The 20,092-nt window shown below is 70.9% G+C and carries 21 protein-coding genes; 5 read left to right on the forward strand and 16 right to left on the reverse strand.

Going from position 1 to position 20,092, the window contains the following annotated elements; all coding sequences use genetic code 11:
• Positions 1 to 9 precede the first annotated feature (9 nt).
• From ACPOLB_RS05120 to ACPOLB_RS05155, 8 genes are all read right to left on the reverse strand, one after another.
• Entirely contained in the window at positions 10 to 234 is a 225-nt protein-coding gene (locus ACPOLB_RS05120; RefSeq protein ID WP_425260239.1) for a hypothetical protein, read from the reverse strand.
• 36 nt (positions 235 to 270) lie between these two features.
• The gene (gene pufB, locus ACPOLB_RS05125) at positions 271 to 417 is read right to left on the reverse strand and encodes a light-harvesting antenna LH1, beta subunit (protein ID WP_425260240.1); all 147 of its coding nucleotides are present in this window, start codon (positions 415 to 417) and stop codon (positions 271 to 273) included.
• A 132-nt stretch (positions 418 to 549) separates the two neighbouring features.
• Entirely contained in the window at positions 550 to 2,025 is a 1,476-nt protein-coding gene (gene bchZ, locus ACPOLB_RS05130) for a chlorophyllide a reductase subunit Z (RefSeq protein ID WP_425260242.1), read from the reverse strand.
• On the reverse strand, positions 2,025 to 3,557 hold the full coding sequence (bchY, locus tag ACPOLB_RS05135; RefSeq protein WP_425260243.1) for a chlorophyllide a reductase subunit Y: 1,533 nt from the start codon (positions 3,555 to 3,557) through the stop codon (positions 2,025 to 2,027). Before bchY ends, bchZ begins: the two co-directional genes overlap by 1 nt.
• Before the next feature lie 2 nt (positions 3,558 to 3,559).
• Positions 3,560 to 4,567 (reverse strand): chlorophyllide a reductase iron protein subunit X, encoded by a 1,008-nt coding sequence (locus tag ACPOLB_RS05140; protein WP_425260244.1) that lies wholly within the window; start codon positions 4,565 to 4,567, stop codon positions 3,560 to 3,562.
• Complete coding sequence (gene bchC, locus ACPOLB_RS05145) at positions 4,564 to 5,517, reverse strand: chlorophyll synthesis pathway protein BchC (RefSeq protein ID WP_425260245.1); 954 nt, start codon at positions 5,515 to 5,517, stop codon at positions 4,564 to 4,566. The genes ACPOLB_RS05140 and bchC overlap by 4 nt, the downstream gene beginning before the upstream one ends.
• 162 nt (positions 5,518 to 5,679) lie before the next feature.
• Positions 5,680 to 6,834 carry a methyltransferase gene (locus tag ACPOLB_RS05150; RefSeq protein WP_425260246.1) on the reverse strand — a complete coding sequence of 385 codons (1,155 nt, stop codon included), beginning with the start codon at positions 6,832 to 6,834 and terminating at the stop codon, positions 5,680 to 5,682.
• A 33-nt stretch (positions 6,835 to 6,867) separates the two neighbouring features.
• Positions 6,868 to 7,803 (reverse strand): polyprenyl synthetase family protein, encoded by a 936-nt coding sequence (locus ACPOLB_RS05155; RefSeq protein ID WP_425260247.1) that lies wholly within the window; start codon positions 7,801 to 7,803, stop codon positions 6,868 to 6,870.
• Positions 7,804 to 7,953: 150 nt separating this feature from the next.
• Here ACPOLB_RS05155 and ACPOLB_RS05160 point away from each other — a divergent pair, with 150 nt between their 5' ends.
• Positions 7,954 to 8,277: a c-type cytochrome gene (locus tag ACPOLB_RS05160; protein ID WP_425260248.1), complete on the forward strand. Its 324-nt coding sequence runs from the start codon at positions 7,954 to 7,956 to the stop codon at positions 8,275 to 8,277.
• Here the strand turns inward: ACPOLB_RS05160 and dsrP are convergent.
• From dsrP to ACPOLB_RS05180, 4 genes are read right to left on the reverse strand one after another with little or no spacing between them, the layout of a single operon-like run.
• Entirely contained in the window at positions 8,252 to 9,499 is a 1,248-nt protein-coding gene (gene dsrP, locus ACPOLB_RS05165; RefSeq protein ID WP_425260249.1) for a sulfate reduction electron transfer complex DsrMKJOP subunit DsrP, read from the reverse strand. The two genes, ACPOLB_RS05160 and dsrP, sit on opposite strands and share 26 nt — an antisense overlap.
• Positions 9,496 to 10,491 carry a 4Fe-4S dicluster domain-containing protein gene (locus ACPOLB_RS05170; RefSeq protein ID WP_425260251.1) on the reverse strand — a complete coding sequence of 332 codons (996 nt, stop codon included), beginning with the start codon at positions 10,489 to 10,491 and terminating at the stop codon, positions 9,496 to 9,498. The genes dsrP and ACPOLB_RS05170 overlap by 4 nt, the downstream gene beginning before the upstream one ends.
• The gene (locus tag ACPOLB_RS05175; protein WP_425260252.1) at positions 10,469 to 11,251 is read right to left on the reverse strand and encodes a cytochrome C; all 783 of its coding nucleotides are present in this window, start codon (positions 11,249 to 11,251) and stop codon (positions 10,469 to 10,471) included. The genes ACPOLB_RS05170 and ACPOLB_RS05175 overlap by 23 nt, the downstream gene beginning before the upstream one ends.
• On the reverse strand, positions 11,239 to 12,660 hold the full coding sequence (locus ACPOLB_RS05180; protein WP_425260253.1) for a coproporphyrinogen-III oxidase family protein: 1,422 nt from the start codon (positions 12,658 to 12,660) through the stop codon (positions 11,239 to 11,241). The genes ACPOLB_RS05175 and ACPOLB_RS05180 overlap by 13 nt, the downstream gene beginning before the upstream one ends.
• A 141-nt stretch (positions 12,661 to 12,801) precedes the next feature.
• Between ACPOLB_RS05180 and ACPOLB_RS05185 the strand changes: the two genes are divergently transcribed.
• The 4 genes from ACPOLB_RS05185 to ACPOLB_RS05200 all read left to right on the forward strand — a co-directional run bounded on the left by ACPOLB_RS05185 (position 12,802) and on the right by ACPOLB_RS05200 (position 16,061).
• Positions 12,802 to 13,536: a class I SAM-dependent methyltransferase gene (locus tag ACPOLB_RS05185; protein ID WP_425260254.1), complete on the forward strand. Its 735-nt coding sequence runs from the start codon at positions 12,802 to 12,804 to the stop codon at positions 13,534 to 13,536.
• A gap of 93 nt (positions 13,537 to 13,629) precedes the next feature.
• Positions 13,630 to 14,571, forward strand: coding sequence for a 1,4-dihydroxy-2-naphthoate octaprenyltransferase (gene menA / locus ACPOLB_RS05190; RefSeq protein WP_425260255.1), 942 nt, complete (start codon positions 13,630 to 13,632; stop codon positions 14,569 to 14,571).
• Between the two features lie 34 nt (positions 14,572 to 14,605).
• Positions 14,606 to 15,592, forward strand: a complete 987-nt coding sequence (locus ACPOLB_RS05195) for a Bug family tripartite tricarboxylate transporter substrate binding protein (protein WP_425260256.1) — start codon at positions 14,606 to 14,608, stop codon at positions 15,590 to 15,592.
• 13 nt (positions 15,593 to 15,605) lie between these two features.
• A complete protein-coding gene (locus tag ACPOLB_RS05200) occupies positions 15,606 to 16,061 on the forward strand; it encodes a type II toxin-antitoxin system RatA family toxin (protein ID WP_425260257.1) in 456 nt (151 codons plus the stop codon).
• Positions 16,062 to 16,067: 6 nt separating this feature from the next.
• Here the strand turns inward: ACPOLB_RS05200 and ACPOLB_RS05205 are convergent, their stop codons facing one another.
• From ACPOLB_RS05205 to ACPOLB_RS05220, 4 genes are read right to left on the reverse strand one after another with little or no spacing between them, the layout of a single operon-like run.
• Positions 16,068 to 17,084 (reverse strand): 2-dehydropantoate 2-reductase, encoded by a 1,017-nt coding sequence (locus ACPOLB_RS05205; RefSeq protein WP_425260258.1) that lies wholly within the window; start codon positions 17,082 to 17,084, stop codon positions 16,068 to 16,070.
• A gap of 1 nt (position 17,085) precedes the next feature.
• Positions 17,086 to 18,600, reverse strand: coding sequence for a tripartite tricarboxylate transporter permease (locus tag ACPOLB_RS05210; protein ID WP_425260259.1), 1,515 nt, complete (start codon positions 18,598 to 18,600; stop codon positions 17,086 to 17,088).
• Complete coding sequence (locus tag ACPOLB_RS05215; RefSeq protein WP_425260260.1) at positions 18,601 to 19,095, reverse strand: tripartite tricarboxylate transporter TctB family protein; 495 nt, start codon at positions 19,093 to 19,095, stop codon at positions 18,601 to 18,603.
• Positions 19,092 to 20,081, reverse strand: a complete 990-nt coding sequence (locus ACPOLB_RS05220) for a Bug family tripartite tricarboxylate transporter substrate binding protein (RefSeq protein WP_425260262.1) — start codon at positions 20,079 to 20,081, stop codon at positions 19,092 to 19,094. Before ACPOLB_RS05220 ends, ACPOLB_RS05215 begins: the two co-directional genes overlap by 4 nt.
• Positions 20,082 to 20,092: the final 11 nt, after the last annotated feature.

Consider the following 20,092-nt stretch of genomic DNA (forward strand, 5'->3'; position numbering starts at 1 on the left):
TCCAAGCTCCTAGGTTAGGTGCGACATGAAGGTATAAACCGCTGCCTTGACGCCGCCAAAAATCGACTTCACGCCTTCGGCCCCGGGCAACCAGGAACGCCAGTGCCAACCGAGCATTTGCCCGATGAGGGCAATTGCCAGAAATACCGCAAAACTCGGCACGAAGATCACCCAGAAGGCTCTGGAGGTTTCTACTGCCGTGCCCTTGGGCATCACCGTTTCGATAGTCGCCATCACGTTCCCCTTGTGTCCGGTCAGACCGTCAGGTGTTCAGAGCCAGGGGCGCCAAACCCAGACGAGCAGGTGGGCGACCACGGCGACTGCCGTGAAACCCACGAACCCCTGGATGTAGAACCTGTGGAACTCCTGGGCCTCGTCGTCGGTCAGGCCCGAAATCGAGCCTTTTCTCTCAGCCATGGAAAAGTCCTCCGAGATTGGCCTTGCGGCCACGTGCGCACAAAGCCCGCGCACCATGGGCAGCCGTGGCGAGGTGCCACGACGTTCGGTCGTCCGCGGCGGTGCCGCGGACCATGTGGATCGGGCGCGGCGTCATGCCGTGACCCCTTCGCGCAGCACCTGCAGCACACGCTGCGCAGTGACACGTGGTTCGGACGCCGCGCGCGTCTCGCGCTCGACGCGGTCGCGCAGCCGCTTGGCCGCCGAGATCTGCACCAGCACCGGCTGCGTCTGCAGGTGTTCGGTCAGCAGGTCCTGCGCGTCGTCGTCCCACGGGCAGGCCTCGATGCGGCGCGCGGGCGTCGGGTCGACGCGGTCGAGATCGCTGCCCAGCGGCAGGATGTGGAACAGCGCGTCGAACAGCGCGTTGCAGAACTCCTGCACCACGTACGTGGCGCCGGCGTAGCCCATGAACGGCGTGCCGGTGGCGCGCCGGATGATGGCGCCGGGGAAGCTGGCCGCGATGTAGGCCGGCTTCGGCCCGTGCCCGCCGGAGCGTTCCGACAGGTACATGCGTTCGTTGTAGCTGCCGAACAGCACCAGCGGCGGCTGCGAGTGCACGAGCTTGCGCACGGCCTCGTTGTCGGTCTTGTTGCCTGCGGTGCGCGAGATCGCGAAGTTGCAGGGCAGGCCGAGCTCGTCCTCGAGGAAGTGGCGCAGCCCGCGGGCGTAGGTCTCGCCGGCGACGACGCCAAAGTTCGCGGTGCCGAAGAAGTCCTGCGTGACCGAGCGCCACAGGTCCCAGATCGGCTTGATCGTGGTGTGCTTCTCGCGCTCGATGAAGGGCTCGGGGTCCAGCCCCAGCAGGTCGCCCAGCTGGCGCAGGAAGGCCGTGGTGCTGTGCAGGCCGATGGGTGCTTGCAGATACGGCCGCTCGAGCGCCTCGCACAGCATGCGGCCGTACTCGCGGTACATGCAGATGTTGGCGTCGGCGTCGACCAGCTTGGCCACGTCGGCCAGGTGGCTGCCGAGTGGGAACACCATATTGATCTCGGCGCCGATGCCTTCCACGAGGCGGCGGATCTCGGCCACGTCGCTGGGCATGTTGAAGCTGCCGTAGCACGGGCCGATGATGTTCACGCGCGGCTTCTCGCCGGCGGGGCGCTCGGCCAGCGGCGTGCGCTGCGGCACCTTGCGCAGGCCGTATTCGGTCCAGAGCCAGAACATCGCGCGGTTGGCGCACTGCCACTGGTCTTCGTCGATGGTGCGCGGCAGGAAGCGCGCGATCGTCGTGCCTTCGGGCGTGACGCCGCCACCGATCATCTCGGCGATCGAGCCCGTCACCACCACGGCGGGCAGGTCGGGGTCGAGTGCGGCATGGGCACGCTTCATCGCACCTTCGGTGCCTTCGCGGCCCAGCTGCTCCTCGGCCAGGCCGGTGACGACGATGGGCAGCTCGTGCGGCGGCAGCGCGTCGGTGTAGTGCAGCACGCTGGTGACCGGCAGGTTCTCGCAGCCCACCGGGCCGTCGATCACCACCTGCAGGCCCTTGATGGCCGTGAAGACGTAGACGGCGCCCCAGTAGCCGCCGGCGCGGTCGTGGTCGATGACGTAATTGAGCGCGGCCACTACACCATCTCCTCGGCCTTGCGCCGCTTCATCATCTTGATGACCTGGCGCTGGGTTTCGGCACGGAACTCGGGGCGCAGCACGGGCTTGTCGCTCCAGACACCGGCCTGGTCGCCCTGCCCGGCCTCGCCGAAGAAGGCGCGCATCTGCGCGAAGCGGGCCTTGTTGCCGATGGCGGCGTTGACCACCTGGGCCAGCGAGCCGGCGCCCATGACGCCCATCAGCGGCCGCGCCGAGATCAGGTTGGTGAAGTACAGCGCCGGGATCGTGGCCTGCTTGGCCGCCTGCACCACCGGCGTGGTGCCGATGGCCAGGTCGGGCCGGAACTCGCGCACCGCGGCGATGTCCTGCTCGAGGCTGGCGCGGTACTGCACGTGCACGCCGCGCGCCTGCAGCCATTCCAGGTCGGGGGCGCTCCAGGGCGTCTTCGGGCAGGCGGTGCCCACGTACGGCACCTCGGCGCCGCTCTCGATGAGCAGGCGCGCGACGAGCAGCTCCGAACCCTCGTAGCCGCTGACGGTGACGCGGCCGCGGATCGGCGTGCGCGCCAGCGCGCCCCGGATGGCCGGCAGCCACTTGTTCTTGGCCGCGTCGATCAGTGCCTGCGGCGTGTTGGTGGCCTGGCCGATGGCCTGCAGCCAGGCCTCGGTGCCGTCGTGCCCCACCGGCGCCGATGCGACGATGCTGCGGCCGGCGGCCTGGAACTCGCGCACGCTGGCGGTGTAGAACGGGTGGATCGCAGCGACCGTGGCGCAGTCGAGCGCGGCGTACAGCTCGCGCCACTCGCGGGTCGGTACCACCGGGCCGGCGGCCAGGCCCATGGGCTCCAGCAGCATGCCAATGCCCACCGGGTCGGCCGGGAACATCTCGCCCAGCAGCGTGACCGTGGGCTTGTCGGAGACACCGGTGCGCGGCGCGGTCACCGGGCCGGCTTCGGCCTCGCCGCGGGCGTACTTCAGCATCGCGCCGGCCAGCACGTCCTTGGCCTCGGCGTGCGTGGGCACGCCGAACCCGGGCACGTCGATGCCGATGATGCGCACGCCGTTGATCTCCTTCGGCAGCAGCTGCAGCGGCACGCCGCTGGCGGTGGGCACGCACAGGTTGATGACGACCACCGAGTCGTACTGCGCCGGGTCGGCCTGCTTGAAGACGGCCTCGCGGATGTCCTCGAACAGCTTGCCGGTGACCAGGCTCTCGCTGTTGAAGGGGACGTAGCCGACGCTGCGGCGCGCGCCGTAGAAGTGGCTGGTGAACGTGAGCCCGTAGACGCAGCAGGCGCTGCCGCTCAGGATGGTGTGGGTGCGGCGCATGCGCAGCCCCACGCGCAGCGAGCCGAAGGCCGGGCACATGCTCTGCGGCTGGTCGTGCGGGCCGGCGCCTTCGGGCAGCGGGTAGTCGCGGGCGTACTGCTGCAGCGTCTCGCTCTTGCCCGCCGCCTGGGCTGCCGCGAGCATGGTGTCGCGGCCGCTGTGGCAGCCCAGTCCGTCGCCTTCGAGCGCGGCGGGTTGGGGAACGTTCGGTGCGGCGCTCATGGTCAGGCCGCGTCGTAGACCACTTCGAGCGTCGGCTTGACGATCTCGGTCTTGCCCACCATGTCGAACAGCGTGGCCGGCTCCATCTTGAAGTCGCGCCCGGTGACCTCGGCACTGAACAGGCCGAGCAGCTGGTCCTGCGTCTGCGGCTTCGGGCGCACCGGCGGCGCGATCGCGACGTTGGTGGCCAGCTCCTCGAACAGCGGCGCCCAGGCGGTGCCGGGACGGCCGATGATCTCGTAGCTGGCGCTCTTGCGGCGGATGTCGTCGTTGGCGGGAATGGTGGCCAGCACCGGGATGCCTGCATGCTCGGCGAAGACCTTGGCTTCGCCGGTGCCGTCGTCGCGGTTGATCACCATGCCGGCAACGCCGACGTTGCCGCCGAGCTTGCGGAAGTACTCGACCGCGCTGCAGACGTTGTTGGCGACGTACAGGCTCTGCAGGTCGTTGCTGGCGACGACGATGACCTTCTGGCACATGTCGCGGGCGATCGGCAGGCCGAAGCCGCCGCAGACCACGTCGCCCAGGAAGTCGAGCAGCACGTAGTCGAAGCCCCAGTCGTGGAAGCCCAGCTTCTCGAGCGTCTCGAAGCCGTGGATGATGCCGCGCCCGCCGCAGCCGCGGCCGACCTCGGGCCCGCCGAGCTCCATCGCGTAGACGCCGTCGCGCTTGAAGCACACGTCGCCGATGGCGACTGCTTCGCCGGCGAGCTTCTTCTTGCTGCTGGTCTCGATGATGGTCGGACAGGCCTTGCCGCCGAACAGCAGGCTGGTGGTGTCGCTCTTCGGGTCGCAGCCGATGAGCAGCACCTTCTTGCCCTGCTGCGCCATCATGTAGCTCAGGTTGGCCAGCGTGAAGCTCTTGCCGATGCCGCCCTTGCCGTAGATCGCGATGATCTGGGTGGTCTTGGCGGCCGGCGACGTGGGCACCGGATCGGGCTCGATGGCAGCCTCGGCCTTCAGGCGCTCGTCGCGCATGAAGAGGACTGGCGATGCGGCAGTGGTGCTCATTGACAACTTCTCCAGTCGAGGACCATCTTCAGACAGTCGGGGTCGCCGAACGCGGTGCGGTATGCGGCGTCGGCATGCAGGGGTTCGTCGTGGTGCGTGATCAGGCCGGCCAGCGACAGGCGGCCGGTCTCGGCCAGTTCCTTCACCGCCAGCAGGTCCGGGCGCTGCCACTCGGCGGCGCAACGGATCTGCGCTTCGCGCATGAAGGCAGGCGCGAACGCGAAGTGCAGCGGCTCGGTGTAGAAGCCCGCCAGCACGATCTCGCCGCCGGGCGCCAGGCGCGTGACGAGCCGGTCGAGGATCTGCGAATCGCCGCTCACGTCGTAGATGGCGCGGTAGTCGCGGCGCGCGTCGGCGTCGGGATGCACGACGGGGTAGCCGTCGGCTCCGGCGGCGCGCTGCGGGTTGGTCTCCCACACCGTGGGCGGCGCGTAGCCGGCCACCACCGTCATGCGCGCCAGCAGGCGGCCGAGCACGCCGTGGCCGACGATCAGGTCGGGCGGCACGATGGGCGTGCGCTTGCCGCCGCCCGACACCGCGTGGTACGCCGTCGCGGCCAGCGCCAGCAGCACGGCTTCTTCACCCAGCGCGTCGGCCACCGGCACGACGCGGCTATCGCCGACGACGATCTTGGACGCGGCGCCGCCGAACAGGCCGCGCACCTCGCCGTAGCAGCGGGCGCCGGGCACGAACACACGTTCGCCGACGCGGTGGTGCGCGGCGGGGCCGGCGGCGACGACCCGGCCCACCGACTCGTAGCCAGGCACCAGCGGGTAGCCCATGCCGGGGAACGCCGGCATGCGGCCGTTCCACAGGAGCTTCTCGGTGCCGGTGCTGATGCCGCTGTAGTCGATGTCGACGACCAGGTCGTCGGCGCCGGGCGGCGTGAGGTCCAGCCGGCTGAACGCGATGTGCTCGGGCTGTTCGAGCACGATGGCCATGGTCTTCATGCGGGCCTCCTTGCCGAGGACGCCACGGACGCCAGGGCCGCCAAGACCGTCAGGCGAGGGAGCGGCCTGTCGGCTGGGGTTGACGTCGTGGTGTGCATTGAGTGTCATCTTAACTTGACGCTTTGAGGTGTCAATGCCTTTTGACAGTTCATTGCTCAGGGTTTACGCCTTCGCGCAGCGCGCGACGAGCAGGCCGCTCTGCAGCGGCATGCGCGTGGGCACCGAGCGCACACTGGCGAAGCCTGCTGCGTGCAGCAGGCGGCCCAGGTGCGCGGCCGACCGCGGCCGGCCGCGGCCCATGGCCAGCAGGTAGAAGCCGAAGTACGCGTCGCCCATGGCCTCGGCGCCGGGCACCCCGGACATCGGCTCGGCCAGCAGCAGCGTCCCGTGGTCGGGCAAGGCGCGGCGCACGGCCTGCAGCAGGCGCAGCACGCGCTCGTCCGGGTGGTCGAAGCACACGCGCACCAGCGAGACCAGGTCGGCGCCGCGCGGCAGTTCGTCGGCGAAGAAGTCGCCGCCGAAGGTGCTGGCCCGCGACGCCAGCCCGGACTGCAGCAGGCGCAGGCGCGCCCGTTCGGCCACCGCCGGCAGGTCGAACAGCATCAGCTGCAGGTGCGGCGCCTGGCGCGCCACGGCCGTGACGAAGCTGCCTTCACCGCAGCCCACGTCAAGCAGCACCTGGTGGCGGTCGAAACGGTAGGCGTCCAGCACCTCCTGCGTCACCATCGGCTGCGACGCGGTCATCAGTGCCGAGTACTCGGCCACGCGCTCGGCCGGCAGCGTTGCCGGCGACCTGCCGCCGTCGACCGCGGCATAGGGCCAGTAGCCCGCCATCGCCGGTCGACCCTCGCGGCGCAGCAGCGCCACCGGGTCCTGCAGGTCGGCGTACAGCGTGGCGTGGTGTTCGATCATCGACGTGAGCGCGCGGTTGCCCACCAGCGGCGCACCCAGGCGGCCCAGCGCCACGCGGGCGCCCGGCCGGCGCTCCAGCAGTTCCAGCGCCGCTGCGGCGGCGACCAGCCGCTCGACGCCCTCTTCCGACATCCGCAGCCGCTCGGCCAGTTCGGCCTGCGCCAGCGCGCCGTCGGCCAGCAGCTCGAACACGCCCAGCCGCACGCAGGCGAGCAGCACCTGCGAATAGACGAAACCCGCCACCAGGTCGAAGACCTCGGCGGCCTGGCCCCGCGCCACCGGCCGCGTGAGCGGGAAGGCCGCCGCCCAGCGCTGGAAACCCGGCCGCGCGACGACGCGGTTGCGCCAGTCGCGCAGGCGTTCCGCCCAGCCGGGCGCGCGCTGCGGGTCGGCGGACGGCTGCAAGGACCCTTGGTGCTGCATGTCGCGGGCCGCCGGTCAGGGTGCCGTCGTCGGCGCGCTCGGGCGGCGGACCGCCGCCTTGTGCGTGGCCACGGCGTGGTCGCGCGTGATCTGCACGCTCCACGCCTTGGGCACCAGGCGCTCGGACTCCATGCGCACCAGCTCGCGCAGCTGCGCCGAGCCGCGGCACGGTGGCACGGCCTCGATGGCGCAGGCCACCAGCCGGTCGAAGTGCTCCAGCGCACCCAGCAGGCCTTGTTCGATGGCCGAGCTCGGGCGACCCAGCGCCACGTCGCGGCCGATCGGCTTGCCGAGCACGGCGGGGTCGGCCATCACGTCACGGATGTCGTCGGCCACCTGGTAGGCCTCGCCCAGCCACTCGCCCAGGGCGCGCCAGGCGTCGCCGTCGGCGCCGGCGGCTTCGGCACCGGCAGCGGTGGCGGCGGCGAACAGCGCACCGGTCTTCGCACGCTGGTAGTCGGACAGCGCCACGCGCGGCTCGCATTCCCAGGCCTGCCCGGCGACGATGCCGAACGGCATCCCCACGCCCGGCCCGATGGTGCCCATCACGCGCACCATGCGCAGCGGCGACCGCGCGCCGGCCAGGCCCAGCGTCTGGAACGCGCGCACGATCAGCGCGTCGCCGGCCAGCACCGCCAGGCGCTCGCCGTAGGCGCTGTGCACCGAGGGCAGGCCACGGCGCGTGGGCGCATCGTCGAAGCACGGCAGGTCGTCGTGCACCAGCGAGGCGCAGTGCAGCAGCTCGATGGACACCGCGGCGGCATCGGCAAGTGCCGGGTCGCTGTCGCCGCAGCCGCGCGCCACGGCCAGGCACAGCTGCGGGCGGATGCGCGCGCCGCCCGGGAACACGGCGTGGCGCATCGCGGCAGCCAGTCGCGGCGGTGCGCCTGGCGCTTCGCCGATGGCCATGGCCGCCCGCAATGCATGCTCGATGCGTGTCATGGTGTCCATGTCTGGCCTCCGGCGGACGGTGTCAGGATCGATCCATGTGGCGTCGCCAAAGTGTCAAGTTGACTTGCCACATGAAAGTGTCAATTCATTCTGACATACGATCCTGCCCTGTCAAGCTGACACCCACCCACCTGCCGACCAGGAAACCCGATGCACCACGCCCTCTTGCCGATGGCGGCCGCGGCCGCCGCAGCGCTGCTGGCGGCCAGCCCCGCCCGCGCTTCCCAGGCGCTGGCCGACAAGGCCGGCTGCAGCGCCTGCCACGCCGTGGCCAAGAAGGCGCTCGGCCCCAGCTACAAGGAGATCGCCGCCAGGTACAAGGGGCGCACCGATGCTGCCGCCGTGCTGGCGGCCAGCGTGCGCAACGGCAGCAAGGGCACGTGGGGCGCCCTGCCGATGGCGCCCACCGGGCCGGAACGCCTGAGCGACGCCGACCTGAAGGCCCTGGTCAGCGGGGTGCTGAAGACGCCGTGAGCGCCGCGCCGGGCGCGATGCGTTCGCGCACCCGGCCCCGTTCGATCGCGATGCTGGCCTTGGCCAGCAGCGTGAACACCAGGGCGCCGATGGCCCAGATGCCCACCGAGACGCCCAGTTCGCGCCAGGTCGGGCTGTACTCGAACACCTCGCCCAGCGGCGTGGGGATGAAGCCCGGCACCACCAGGCCCATGCCCTTCTCGATCCAGATGCCGACGAAGGCCAGGCCGCAGGCGATGTTCAGCGTGGTGGTGGCACGCCGCCAGCGGTGCACCGACAGCAGCACCACGGCCACCAGGTTCAGCGCCAGCGCCGTCCAGATCCAGGGCTGCAGCTTCGACAGACCCGCGAGGCCGAAGAACAGGTAGCGGATCGAGCCGGCGTGCGCGCTCTCGTTGTAGAAGTCGGTGAACAGCTCGGCCAGCACGAAGAACAGGCTGATCTGCAGCGACACTGCCATCACCAGCGCCAGCGTGTCGATGACGCTCTGCTGCACTGGATAGTCGGTGACGCGGCGGATCAGCTGCAGCAGCAGGATGATGAGCGCCGGCCCCGAGACGAACGCCGAGGCGATGAAGCGCGGACCCAGCAGCGCGGTGTTCCAGAACGGCCGCGCCGAGTTGGCCGAGAACAGGAAAGCCGTGACCGTGTGGATCGAGACGGCCCAGAACATCGCCACCACCACCACCGGGAAGTAGGCCTTCAGCACCGGCTCGCGGTTGCGGTAGTGGCAGTAGTGCACGTAGGCCGGGATCGCCAGGTTCAGCGCCAGGTAGCCGTTGAGCACGAGCACGTCCCAGGCCAGCAGCGACACCGGCCAGTTGAAGCGGCCGATGACGGGCAGCAGGTGCCACGCGCGCAGCGGCTGGCCCAGGTCGGCGAGCACGAAGAGCATGGCGGCGACCACGGCGGCGACCGCCAGGCCCTCGCCCAGCAGCACCACGGCCTTCACGTCGGCGCGGTGGAACAGGTAGGCCGGGATCACCAGCAGCACCGCCGCCGCCGCGATGCCCACCAGGAACGCGAAGTTCGAGATGTAGAAGCCCCAGGAGACCTGGTCGCTCATGCCGGTGACGACCAGGCCTTGGTCGACCTGGCCGGCGTAGCACGCCAGCCCCACGGCGATCAGCGCGCCCAGCAGCCCGAGCCAGCGCCAGTAGGCGGGTCCGCCGCGCAGCATCTCGCGCGCGCCGTCGACGACGAAGGCAAGTGCCGTGTTCATCGCGGCGCCGCCACGTCGTCGGTGTAGTACCAGAACTTGGGTTCGGTACCCAGGTCCTCCTTGAGCCTGAACACGGTCTTGTTCTCCAGGATGTAGCGGATCTCGCTGGCCGGGTCGAGCAGGTTGCCGAACACGCGCGCGCCCGTCGGGCAGGCCTCCTGGCACGCCGGCTGGCGGCCCTTGCGCGTGCGCTGGGTGCAGAAGTGGCACTTCTCGACCACGCCCTTGGGCCGCGGCCGGTTGCCCAGGTAGTTGGTGCGCGGGTTCAGCTCGGCCGCGGGGATCTTCGGCTCGGTCCAGTTGAAGTGGCGCGCCCAGTACGGACAGGCCGTCATGCAGTAGCGGCAGCCGATGCACCAGTCGTAGTCGATGACGACGATGCCGTCGGGCTCCTTCCACGTGGCCTGCGTCGGGCAGGCCTTCACGCAGGGCGGGTTGTCGCACTGCATGCACTGCACCGGCATGTAGAACTTGCCCTCGACCGGCACCGTGGCGGGGTCGTAGTAGTGCTCGCTGGTCTCCAGGTTCATGGTGCCCTTGTCCATCTGCAGCACGCGGATGTACTGCACCTGCGAGTCCCGGCCCTGGTTGTTCTCCTGCACGCAGGCTTCCACGCAGTCGCGGTAGCCCTTGCACTTGCTGATGTTCAGCGCGTAGCCGAACACGGTGTCGGGCAACGGCGGCGTGTCTTCGCAGGTGATGGGCACGCCGTGCTGGCGCTGCACCTTGCGCTCGATGCGCTGCAGCGCGGCCTGGATCTCGTCGCGGTCCATGCGCTGGTAGTGATCCTGGAAGAAGCTGCCCAGCGCGTCCTGCAGCGTGCTGCCGCCCCAGGCGGCACGTGCCGTGCCGCTGGCCGTGGCAGCCACGGCGCCGGCGGCGCCGACCTGCGCGATGCCGGTGAGGAAACGTCGCCGCGCCTGCGCGGCGCGCTCGGCGGCACCGGGCAGGGGTGCGCCGGCTGCGGGATCAGGGTTGCTGGGCTTGGACATGGCTGGGACCTTGGGAAGCGGGGTGGCCGCCCTGCGCGCGCTGCCAGGGCCTGGGCACGGCGTGGGGCACGGTGGGCATCGGATCGAGGCCCGCGCGCAGCGGCGGCGGCTTGCTCGGCTTGCGCGGTGCGATCGTCGGGTTGTGCGGGTCGTGGCAGTGCGTGCAGCTGTAGACCTCGCGTTCGCCCGGCTGCCAGCCCGCCACGCGCTTGCCGTGTGCACCGAAGCTCCAGTCGCGGTGGCGCGCGCTGTGGCAGCTGGCGCACACCAGGTGTGCATCGTCGAAGTCGACCTTGGGGTCGCGCAGGGTGTGCAGCCAGTCGCGGTCGGTGCCCACGTGGCAGTCCAGGCACCACATGCGGCCCTGGCCGTGCGGCAGCGCGGCCGCGTGCGGCGCCGCCACGAGCTTGCGCGGCGTGGTGTTCAGCGGCAGCACCTTGTGGCACTGGCTGCAGGGGTACAGCGCCAGGTGCTGCTTGCGCGGCACCACGGCCAGCGCCGGCGTGCCCGGGTCGCCGCGGTAGGCCTGCGGGTCGGTGGGCACGGGCGGCGCGGGGTCGCGGTACTCGCGCAGCGGCTTGTGCCCGGGCGCGGCCGGTGCCGGCGCGGCGGGGGCGCCGGCGGCCTCGGCCGCCTGGGCCTGCAACGCGGCCGGTGCCACGACCAGCACCACCAGCAGGGCCAGCCCCGCGCACAGGGCAGGCAGCGCCGGGACCGGACCCGCCGCACGCGCGGGCCGCCTGCTTCTCAACAGTTCCACGGCAACACTCCAGGTTGCACGGCGGCAGCATCGGGCGCCGTGCCGAATTCGCCGCACAGCAGGTGCAGCGCATGGCGGCCGCGCGGGGTGAGCACGATGCGGTCGGCCTGCACCTGCACCAGGCCGTCGGCGGCGCGGCGGGCCAGGCCCTGGTACGCCGACTCGAGACCGCCCTGCGCCTGCGCCGCCGGCAGCTCGTGGCGGCACAGCAGCTGCTCGACGGCGGCGCGGCGGCGCTGCTCGTGCTGGTCCGACAACCGGGCGCGGGCCACCGGCAGGCGGCCGCCATGCAGCGCCAGGCACCAGTCCGACAGCGCCGGCTCGTTCCAGAACAGCGCGCCGTCGATGTCCCCCACCGCGCCGACGCCGAAGCCCAGCAGCGCGGTCGACTCGGTGGCGGTGTAGGCGATGAGGCTGCGCCGCAGCCGCGCCGCGTCGAAGGCCTGCGCGAGCTCGTCGTTTTCCAGCACGAACTGCTCGGCGCCGATCCAGCGGTAGCCGGCGCCGCACAGCACCTGCACCGTCAGCTCGGACAGCGCGTCGCACTCCTGCGGCGTCGGCATCGCATGGCGGTCCAGCGCGCGCTGCGCCGGCGCCAGCAGCGGCCGGTGGCGGTAGCGCGAGACACGCAGCCGGTCGGGGCCCATCGCCAGCACGCGCTGCAGTGTCAGCTGCCAGCTGGCGGCGGTCTGGTGCGGCAGGCCCAGCATCAGCTCCAGGTTCACGTAGTCGATGCCGCACTGGCGCGCCAGGTCGCAGACGTCGTCGACCAGCGCCACCGACTGCTGGCGCCCGATGGCGCGCTGCACGTCGGCGTCGAGGTCGAGCACGCCGAAGTTCAGGCGCCGGAAGCCCAGCCCGCGCAGCAGCCGCAGCTGGAATTCGCCGACCCGGCGCGGGTCGCAGTCGGCCGTGGCCTCGGCGTCGGCAGGCAGCCGCCAGTGGCGCTGCAGGCCCGTCACCAGCCGCGCCAGCTGCGATTCGTTCAGCTCGTTGGCGGTGCCGCCGCCCAGATGCACCTGCAGCATGTCGCGGCCGCCGCCGACGGCTTGCGCCACGGCATCGATCTCGTCGACCAGTGCGCTCACATAGGCGTCCAGAACCGCGGTCGGCTGCGCCACGTGCACCACGCGTTCGCAGCACAGGCAGCGCGCGGCGCAGAACGGCAGCCGCACCGACAGCGCCAGCGGCCGCTCGGGCTGCTGCGCCAGGCCTTGCAGGGCGCGCTGGTAGTGCGCTGCGGCCGAGCCCGGCGTGTGCACGGGCATCGCCTGCAGCAGCGGCGCCTCGGGGAGTGCCCAGGCCTGCAGTGCGGCGTCGGAGGCCGTGAACCCGGCGTTCAGCCGTGCCAGTTCCTCGACGGGCAGGGCACCGTGGTCGTCGACCACCGGCGTGAGCGGCATCCTCATGGGGCACTCCTCTGAAGGGCCGGTTCGTCGTCCGGCTCCGATGGCGCACGTTAGGCGCGGCCTCGTGCTGTCGGATTGCCGTGCGTCAAACCGGATGGCAAGTGCAGTGCGCAGCATCGGGGCGGCTTGACGAAAGATCAGATGCACCCCCTGCCGCCCACCGATTTGTCGCAGACATTCGGCCACGACCCCGTCGACCCCGCCGAACGCGAGCGCCGCATCCGCGCCGTCTTCGACGCCGTGGCCCGGCGCTACGACCTGATGAACGACCTGATGAGCCTCGGCATCCACCGACGCTGGAAGCGCCGTCTTGCGGTGCTGGCGGCGCCGCGCCCCGGGCAGACGCTGGTCGACGTGGCCGGCGGCACTGGCGACGTGGCGGCGTTGCTGGCGGCACCCGGGCGTCAGGTCCTCGTGGTCGACCCCAGCCGGCCGATGATGGACGTGGGCCGGCAGCGCGGGCTGCAGCACGTGCAGTGGCTGGAAGGCGCCGCCGAGGCGCTGCCGCTGCCCGATGCCTCGGTGGACACGCTGACGATCGCCTTCGGCATCCGCAACGCCACCGCGCTGCCGCGGGCGCTGGCCGAGATGCACCGCGTGCTCAAGCCCGGCGGTCGCCTGCTGTGTCTGGAGTTCTCGACCCCCGCGCCCTGGCTGCGCCCGGCCTACCGCCTGTTCTCGCGCTGGGTGATTCCGCGCCTGGGCGCGTGGATCGCGCGTGCGCCCGGCGCCTACCGCTACCTGGTGGAATCGATCGAGCGCTTTCCGGACCAGCGGCAGTTCGCGCATCTGGTCGAACAGGCCGGCTTTCGCCACGTGCGTTTCGAGAACCTCAGCTTCGGCATCGCGTGCATCCACAGCGGCGTGCGCCCCTGATCTCGGTCAAGTCGTCGCCGTGGCTGACACCCACAATGTTCTCGTGCAATGACGGCTTGTCGAAGACAGGCCCGCAGCAGGGAGCCCCACACCATGAGCGCCAAACGAGGCACCGTCCCGGCAGCCACGGCAGTCCGCAGCGGCTCGCTGCAGGCCTGGTCGGTGGCGGTGCGGCCGCGCACGCTGCACGTGGCGCTGAGCCCGGTGCTGGTGGGCGCGACGCTCGGCTTCGAGCGCACCGGCCGCATCGACGGGTTCGCCGCGCTGCTGGTGCTGGCTGCGGCGCTGCTGATGCAGGTCATCACGAACATGCAGAACGACGTCGGCTACACGGTGCGCGGCGGCGACAGCAGCGGCACGCGCACCGGGCTGCCGCGGGCCACGGCCAATGGCTGGCTCAGCGTGCGCCACGTGCGTGCCGGCATCGTGCTGGCGGCCCTGGCTGCCACGGCCGTCGGCCTGGCGCTGGTGGCGCACCGCGGCTGGCCGGTGCTGGCCATCGGCACGGCCTCGCTGCTGGCGGCGCTGGCCTACATGGGCGGCCCGCGGCCCATCGCCTACACGCCCTTCGGCGAATTCACGGTCTTCAGCTTCTTCGGGCTGGTGGCGGTGACCGGCACCGACTGGGTGCTCACCGGCAGCGTCGGCGCCACGTCGGCGCTGGCGGCCGTGTCGATCGGCTGCCTGGCGGCGGCGGCACTGGCCGTCAACAACCACCGCGACATCGCGCACGACCGCCTGGTGGGCCGCCACACCTTTGCCGTGACCTTCGGCACGCGCGGCTCGCAGCGGCTGTACGCCGGCCTGCTGCTGGTGGCCTTCGGCCTGGTGCCGGCGATCGGCCACGTGGCGCAGGGGGTGCCGATGCTGCTGCCGCTGCTGCTGCTGCCGAGTGCCTGGCGCCTGCACCGGGACTTCCTGCGCTGCCCGCCCGGCACGGCCTTCAACGACGTGCTGTTCCGTACCTTCCGGCTGGAGCTGTGGTTTGCGGCGCTGCTGTCGGCAGGGGCGGTGGCGTCGCGGCTGATCGCCTGACCGATCGCCTGACCGATCGCCCGAGGAGAGCGCCATGCACGCCTTGTCCCGCCGCCGCTGGCTGGCCGCCTGCGCTGCCGTGCTGCCGGCCGCCTCGGCCGCGCGCAGCGTTGCGGCAGCGCCCTTCCCCCAGCGCCCGGTGCGCATCGTCGTGCCCTACTCGGTGGGCGTGGGGCCGGACGTCGTGGCACGCGCCGTGGCCGAGCAGCTCACCACGGCATGGAACCAGCCGGTGCTGGTGGACAACAAGCCCGGCGCCGCCGGCATCGTGGCCTTCGGCGACGTGCGCCGCACCGCACCCGACGGCCACACGCTGTACCTGGCCGACACAGCCACGCTGGCCGTCAACCCGCTGCTGCACACGAGCCTGCCCTACGACCCGGTGCGCGACCTGGAGCCGCTGACCCTGCTGTTCCGCGCGACCTTCCTGCTGTGGGTCGGCGCGCGCAACCGCTTCACGACGCTGGCCGCGCTGATGGCCGGGGCGCGCCGCGCGCCCGGCCAGGTCAGCTACGCGACGCTGGGCAACGGCCACGCCAGCCACATCGCGGTGGAGACCTTCGCCCGCGCCGCCGGCCTGCACATGCTGCACGTGCCGTTCAAGGACGCCGGCGCGCTGATGACGTCGGTGGTCGCCGGCGACGTCGACTTCACCACCTTCAGCATGAACACCGTGGCCGGCCTGTACGCAGGTGGCCGCCTGCGCCCGCTGGCCGTGGCGGCGGCGCAGCGGCTGGCGGTGCACCCGGAGATCCCCACGCTCGCGCAGGCCGGCGGCCCCGCCGTGGAGATGCACCCCTGGGCCGGTCTGGTCACCGTGGCCGGCACCCCGGCACCGCTGCTGGAGCGGCTGCAGGCCGACCTGGCCACCGCGCTCGCGTCCACGCGCGTGCGCAGCCAGGCCGAGCTGGCGGGATTCGAGATCACGCCGTCGTCGCCGCAGGCGCTGCGCGCTCGCATGGACGCCGATGCGGCGCTGGTGCGGCCGCTGCTCGACGAAGGCCGCATCGCGCGCGTCTGACCGCAGCCGGGCCATGCACGTGCATCGCTCCGCCCTGGTGGCACGGCCGGTCGAGTCGCTCTTCGACCTGATCGAGGCGGCCGAGGACTACCCGCGCTTCCTGCCTTGGTGCAGCGGCGCCCGCATCGTGCTGCGCGACGACAGCGTGGTCTCGGCCGACCTGCAGGTGCGCTGGCACGGGCTGCACTTCGAGATGCGCACCCGCAACCCGAAGCGCCGGCCCGAGCACATGCAGATCCACCTGGAGCACGGCCCGTTCCGCCATTTCGAAGGCCTGTGGCAACTGAAGGTGCTGAACGCCAGCGCCTGCAAGGTGGAGTTCGAACTCGACTACGCGTTCACCAGCGCGCTCGTGACGCAGGCCGCCGGCGGCGTGTTCAACCAGATCGCCGACACGCTGGTCGACGCCTTCGTGCAGGAGGCACTGCGCCGGCCCGAGGCGCCGCCCGCCCCGGGCGCGGTCGGCTGAGCGCCCTCAGGCGGGCTCGACGCGCAGGCGGCCGCGCTGTGCCGCGAGCGTGCGCTGCAGCAGCGAGGTGGCGCCGTAGATCGCGGCGATGGTCGGCGTCGGCACGCCGGCGATGCCGCCGAGCTCGACCACCGAGCCCACCAGCGCTTCGAGCTCCAGTGCGCGGCCGGCCTCCACGTCCTGCAGCATCGAGGTCTTGTGCGCGCCCACCGCCTCGGCCCCGGCGATGCGCTGCTCCAGCGTGATCTTGAAGCGCACGCCCAGCGCCTCGGCCACGGCCTGCGCCTCGGCCATCATCGCCGCGGCCAGCGCGCGCGTGCCGGGGAAACGGCAGATGTCCTCGAGCGTGGCGTGCGTGAGCGCGCTGATCGGGTTGAAGCTCAGGTTGCCCCAGAGCTTGATCCAGATCTCGCTGCGGATGTCCTTGCTCACCGGCGCCTTGAAGCCGGCCCTCATGAGCGCCTGCGAGAGCGCGTCGATGCGCTCGCTGCGCGTGCCGTCGGGTTCGCCGAGCGTGAATCGGTTGCCTTCGATCACCCGCACCACGCCCGGCGCCACCAGCTCGGCCGCCGGGTAGACCACGCTGCCGATCACGCGCTCGGGCTCGATGGCCTGCGCCAGCACGCCACCCGGGTCCACGCTGGCCAGGCCGCGGCCTTCGTGCGGGCCGGCCAGCTTGTGGAAGTACCACCACGGGATGCCGTTGATCATCGTCACCACGGCCGTCTGCGGGCCGAACAGCGCACGCAGGTCGGGCAGCAGGTCGGCCACCTGGTGCGCCTTCACGGTGAGCAGCACCACGTCCTGCGGGCCGGCGTCGGTCATGCGCTGCACGGCGCGCAGCGTGGGCCCCACGGGTGCATGTTCCTCGCTGCCGTCCTCGAGCAGCAGCCGGAAGCCGTTGGCGTTGATGGCCTCCAGGTTGCGGTTGCGCGCGATGAAGGTGACGTTCTCGCCCGCACGCGCGAGCTTGGCGCCGAGGTAGCCACCGATGGCCCCCGCGCCGACCACTGCAATCTTCAAGTCAATCTCCGGCTGGGCGTGCCTCGCGGACACGCAGGAAGTTCCTGGCGGCGCCGAGCAGCGGCCACAGCAGCAGCACGAGCGCCAGGACCGTGATGCTACCGACCAGCGGGTTCGACCAGAAAATGCTCAGCGAGCCCTGCGACAGCAGCATCGACTGCCGGAAGCTGGCCTCGGCCATGTCGCCCAGCACCAGCGCCAGCACCAGCGGCGCCAGCGGGTACCTGAGCTTCTTGAACAGGTAGCCCATGACGCCGAAGACCATCATCATCACCACGTCGAACATCGAGCTGTTGACGGTGTAGGCGCCGATGCCGCAGATGAAGATGATGATCGGCGCGATCACCGAGAACGGGATGCGCAGGATCGCCGCCCACCAGGGCACCGTGGTCAGCACGACGATGAGGCCGACGATGTTGCCCAGGTACATGCTGGCGATCAGGCCCCAGACGAAGTCCTTCTGCTCGACGAACAGCATCGGCCCGGGCTGCAGGCCCCAGATCAGCAGGCCGCCCAGCAGCACGGCCGCGGTCGGCGACCCCGGGATGCCCAGCGTCAGCATCGGCAGCAGCGCGGAGGTGCCGGCAGCGTGCGCCGCGGTCTCGGGCGCGATCACGCCCTGGATGTTGCCCTTGCCGAAGCTCTGCGGCTCCTTCGAGAAGCGGCGCGCCATGCCGTAGCTCATGAACGAGGCCGGCGTGGCGCCACCGGGCGTGATGCCCATCCAGCAGCCGATGGCGGTGGAGCGCAGGAAGGTCTTCCAGTGCTGCAGCATCTCGCCCCAGGTCTTGAGCACCACGCCGAAGCTGATCTTGGCGCTCTTGCCCTTGAAGGCGAGGCCTTCCTCCATCGTGAGCAGGATCTCGCCGATGCCGAACAGGCCGATCACCGCGATGAGGAAGTCGAAGCCCTTCAGCAGCTCGGGCTGGCCGAAGGTCATGCGCAGCGTGCCGGTGACGGCGTCCAGGCCCACGGCCGCCAGCGCGAAGCCCAGCATCATCGCGGCGATGGTCTTGGCCGGCGGCTCCTTGCTCATGCCCACGAAGCTGCAGAAGGTGAGCAGCTGCACGGCGAAGTACTCGGCCGGCCCGAACTTCAGCGCGAACTTCGCCAGCAGCGGCGCCAGGAACGTGATCAGCACCACCGCGAACAGCGCGCCGACGAAGGACGACGTGAATGCCGCCGTCAGCGCCTGCGCCGCCCTGCCCTGCTGCGCCATCGGGTGGCCATCGAAGGTGGTGGCCACGCTCCAGGGCTCGCCCGGAATGTTGAACAGGATCGACGTGATCGCGCCGCCGAACAGCGCACCCCAGTAGATGCAGCTCAGCATGATGATCGCCGAGGTGGGGTTCATGCTGAAGGTCAGCGGCAGCAGGATCGCCACGCCGTTGGCGCCACCCAGGCCCGGCAGCACGCCGATCAGCACGCCCAGGATGATGCCCACCAGCATGAAGCCGAGGTTGGGCAGCGTGGCGGCCACGCCGAAACCGTGGACGAGGTTGTTGAGCTCGTCCATCTACAGCCCCAGCAGTTGCTCGATCGGACCCTTGGGCAGCGGTACCAGGAACCAGCGTTCGAAGATCGCGAAGAACACCAGCGGCACGCCCAGCGCCACGGGCACGGTCAGGCGCCAGCGGTACTTGCCGAAGTGCCGCATGAAGTAGGCGATCAGCAGCACGGCCGACAGGTAGATGCCGAGCGCGAAGATCGCCGCCACGAACACCACCATGGGCACCAGCACCGCCACCACCTGGCCGAGCTGCGCCCGCTCGGCGAACTCGGTGCGGTCGCGCTGCCAGTCGAGCAGCTGGCGGCCGATGGTCCACGCGCTGGCGCCCACCAGCAGGCAGCCGATGTAGAAGGGGAAGTACCCCGAACGCGGCCCGTCGTCGGCCCAGCCCGTGCCCACGCGCAGGCTGTCGGCGATGACGATGGCGCCCAGCAGCATCAGGAAGGCGGCCACGGCCAGCTCGGGGCCACGCGCCCCCACGGCCTTGTGATCGCCGCTCATTGCGCGATGAAGCCGGCTTCGCGCATCAGCACGCGATGCATCTGTTCGTTCTTGCCCAGCCAGTCGAAGAATTCCTGGCCGCTGAGTGCGCTGGTGTTGAACGCGCCCTTGGCCATGAAGTCCTGCCACTCGGGCAGTGCGCGTACCTTCTTGAACAGGTCCAGGTAGAACTTGACGTGGTCGGGCTGCACGCCAGGCGGCATGAAGACGCCCCGCAGCATCACGTAGTCCACCGGCACGCCGGCGGAAGCGCAGGTGGGGATGTCGGCCCAGGCCTGCGTCGCGGTCAGCTTGGCCTGGTAGGGCATCGGCGCCTTGTCCATCACGCACAGCGGGCGCAGCTTGCCGGCGCGCCAGTGCGACTCGGCCTCGATCGGGTTGTTCACGGTGGCGTCGATGTGCTTGCCCACGAGCTGCACCGCCACGTCGCCGCCACCCTTGAACGGGATGTAGGTCATCTTCTTGCCGGCGACCTTCTCCATCATCACCGAGATGATCTGGTCCTCCTGCTTCGAGCCGGTGCCGCCGAGCTTGATGCTGCGGTCGGGGCCCGCCTTCAGCGCGTCGAGAAAGGCCTTGGGCGTCTTGTGCGGCGACTCGGCGTTGACCCACAGCACGAACTGGTCGAGCGCCAGCATCTGCACCGGGGTCAGGTCGCGCCAGTTGAACGGCACGCCCGTGGCCAGCGGCGTGGTGAACAGGTTCGAGAGCGTGATGACGATCTTGTGCGGATTGCCCTTGTCGCCCTTGACGTCGAGGAAGCCCTCGGCGCCGGCGCCGCCCGACTTGTTGACCACGATGATGGGCTGGGCCATCAACTTGTTCTTGGCCACCACGCCCTGGATGAAGCGCGCCATCTGGTCGGCACCGCCGCCGGTGCCGGCGGGCACGATGAACTCGACGGGCTTGGTGGGCTCCCAGGCCCAGACCGGAAGGGCTGGCAACGCCAGCGAGAGGGTTGCCAGGCAAGCACCAAACACCTTCATTCCGGTCTCCT

The sequence above is a fragment of the Rubrivivax soli genome, from assembly GCF_049810355.1.
Lineage (GTDB): Bacteria > Pseudomonadota > Gammaproteobacteria > Burkholderiales > Burkholderiaceae_C > Rubrivivax.

What these genes read in the sequence shown, in the direction of transcription:
- ACPOLB_RS05120 (WP_425260239.1), bottom strand. Translation starts at nt 234, where the DNA reads ATGGCGACTATCGAAACGGTGATGCCCAAGGGCACGGCAGTAGAAACC.
- pufB (WP_425260240.1), bottom strand. Translation starts at nt 417, where the DNA reads ATGGCTGAGAGAAAAGGCTCGATTTCGGGCCTGACCGACGACGAGGCC.
- bchY (WP_425260243.1), bottom strand. Translation starts at nt 3,557, where the DNA reads ATGAGCGCCGCACCGAACGTTCCCCAACCCGCCGCGCTCGAAGGCGAC.
- ACPOLB_RS05140 (WP_425260244.1), bottom strand. Translation starts at nt 4,567, where the DNA reads ATGAGCACCACTGCCGCATCGCCAGTCCTCTTCATGCGCGACGAGCGC.
- bchC (WP_425260245.1), bottom strand. Translation starts at nt 5,517, where the DNA reads ATGAAGACCATGGCCATCGTGCTCGAACAGCCCGAGCACATCGCGTTC.
- ACPOLB_RS05155 (WP_425260247.1), bottom strand. Translation starts at nt 7,803, where the DNA reads ATGGACACCATGACACGCATCGAGCATGCATTGCGGGCGGCCATGGCC.
- ACPOLB_RS05160 (WP_425260248.1), top strand. Translation starts at nt 7,954, where the DNA reads ATGCACCACGCCCTCTTGCCGATGGCGGCCGCGGCCGCCGCAGCGCTG.
- dsrP (WP_425260249.1), bottom strand. Translation starts at nt 9,499, where the DNA reads ATGAACACGGCACTTGCCTTCGTCGTCGACGGCGCGCGCGAGATGCTG.
- ACPOLB_RS05170 (WP_425260251.1), bottom strand. Translation starts at nt 10,491, where the DNA reads ATGTCCAAGCCCAGCAACCCTGATCCCGCAGCCGGCGCACCCCTGCCC.
- ACPOLB_RS05180 (WP_425260253.1), bottom strand. Translation starts at nt 12,660, where the DNA reads ATGAGGATGCCGCTCACGCCGGTGGTCGACGACCACGGTGCCCTGCCC.
- ACPOLB_RS05185 (WP_425260254.1), top strand. Translation starts at nt 12,802, where the DNA reads ATGCACCCCCTGCCGCCCACCGATTTGTCGCAGACATTCGGCCACGAC.
- menA (WP_425260255.1), top strand. Translation starts at nt 13,630, where the DNA reads ATGAGCGCCAAACGAGGCACCGTCCCGGCAGCCACGGCAGTCCGCAGC.
- ACPOLB_RS05195 (WP_425260256.1), top strand. Translation starts at nt 14,606, where the DNA reads ATGCACGCCTTGTCCCGCCGCCGCTGGCTGGCCGCCTGCGCTGCCGTG.
- ACPOLB_RS05200 (WP_425260257.1), top strand. Translation starts at nt 15,606, where the DNA reads ATGCACGTGCATCGCTCCGCCCTGGTGGCACGGCCGGTCGAGTCGCTC.
- ACPOLB_RS05210 (WP_425260259.1), bottom strand. Translation starts at nt 18,600, where the DNA reads ATGGACGAGCTCAACAACCTCGTCCACGGTTTCGGCGTGGCCGCCACG.
- ACPOLB_RS05215 (WP_425260260.1), bottom strand. Translation starts at nt 19,095, where the DNA reads ATGAGCGGCGATCACAAGGCCGTGGGGGCGCGTGGCCCCGAGCTGGCC.
- ACPOLB_RS05220 (WP_425260262.1), bottom strand. Translation starts at nt 20,081, where the DNA reads ATGAAGGTGTTTGGTGCTTGCCTGGCAACCCTCTCGCTGGCGTTGCCA.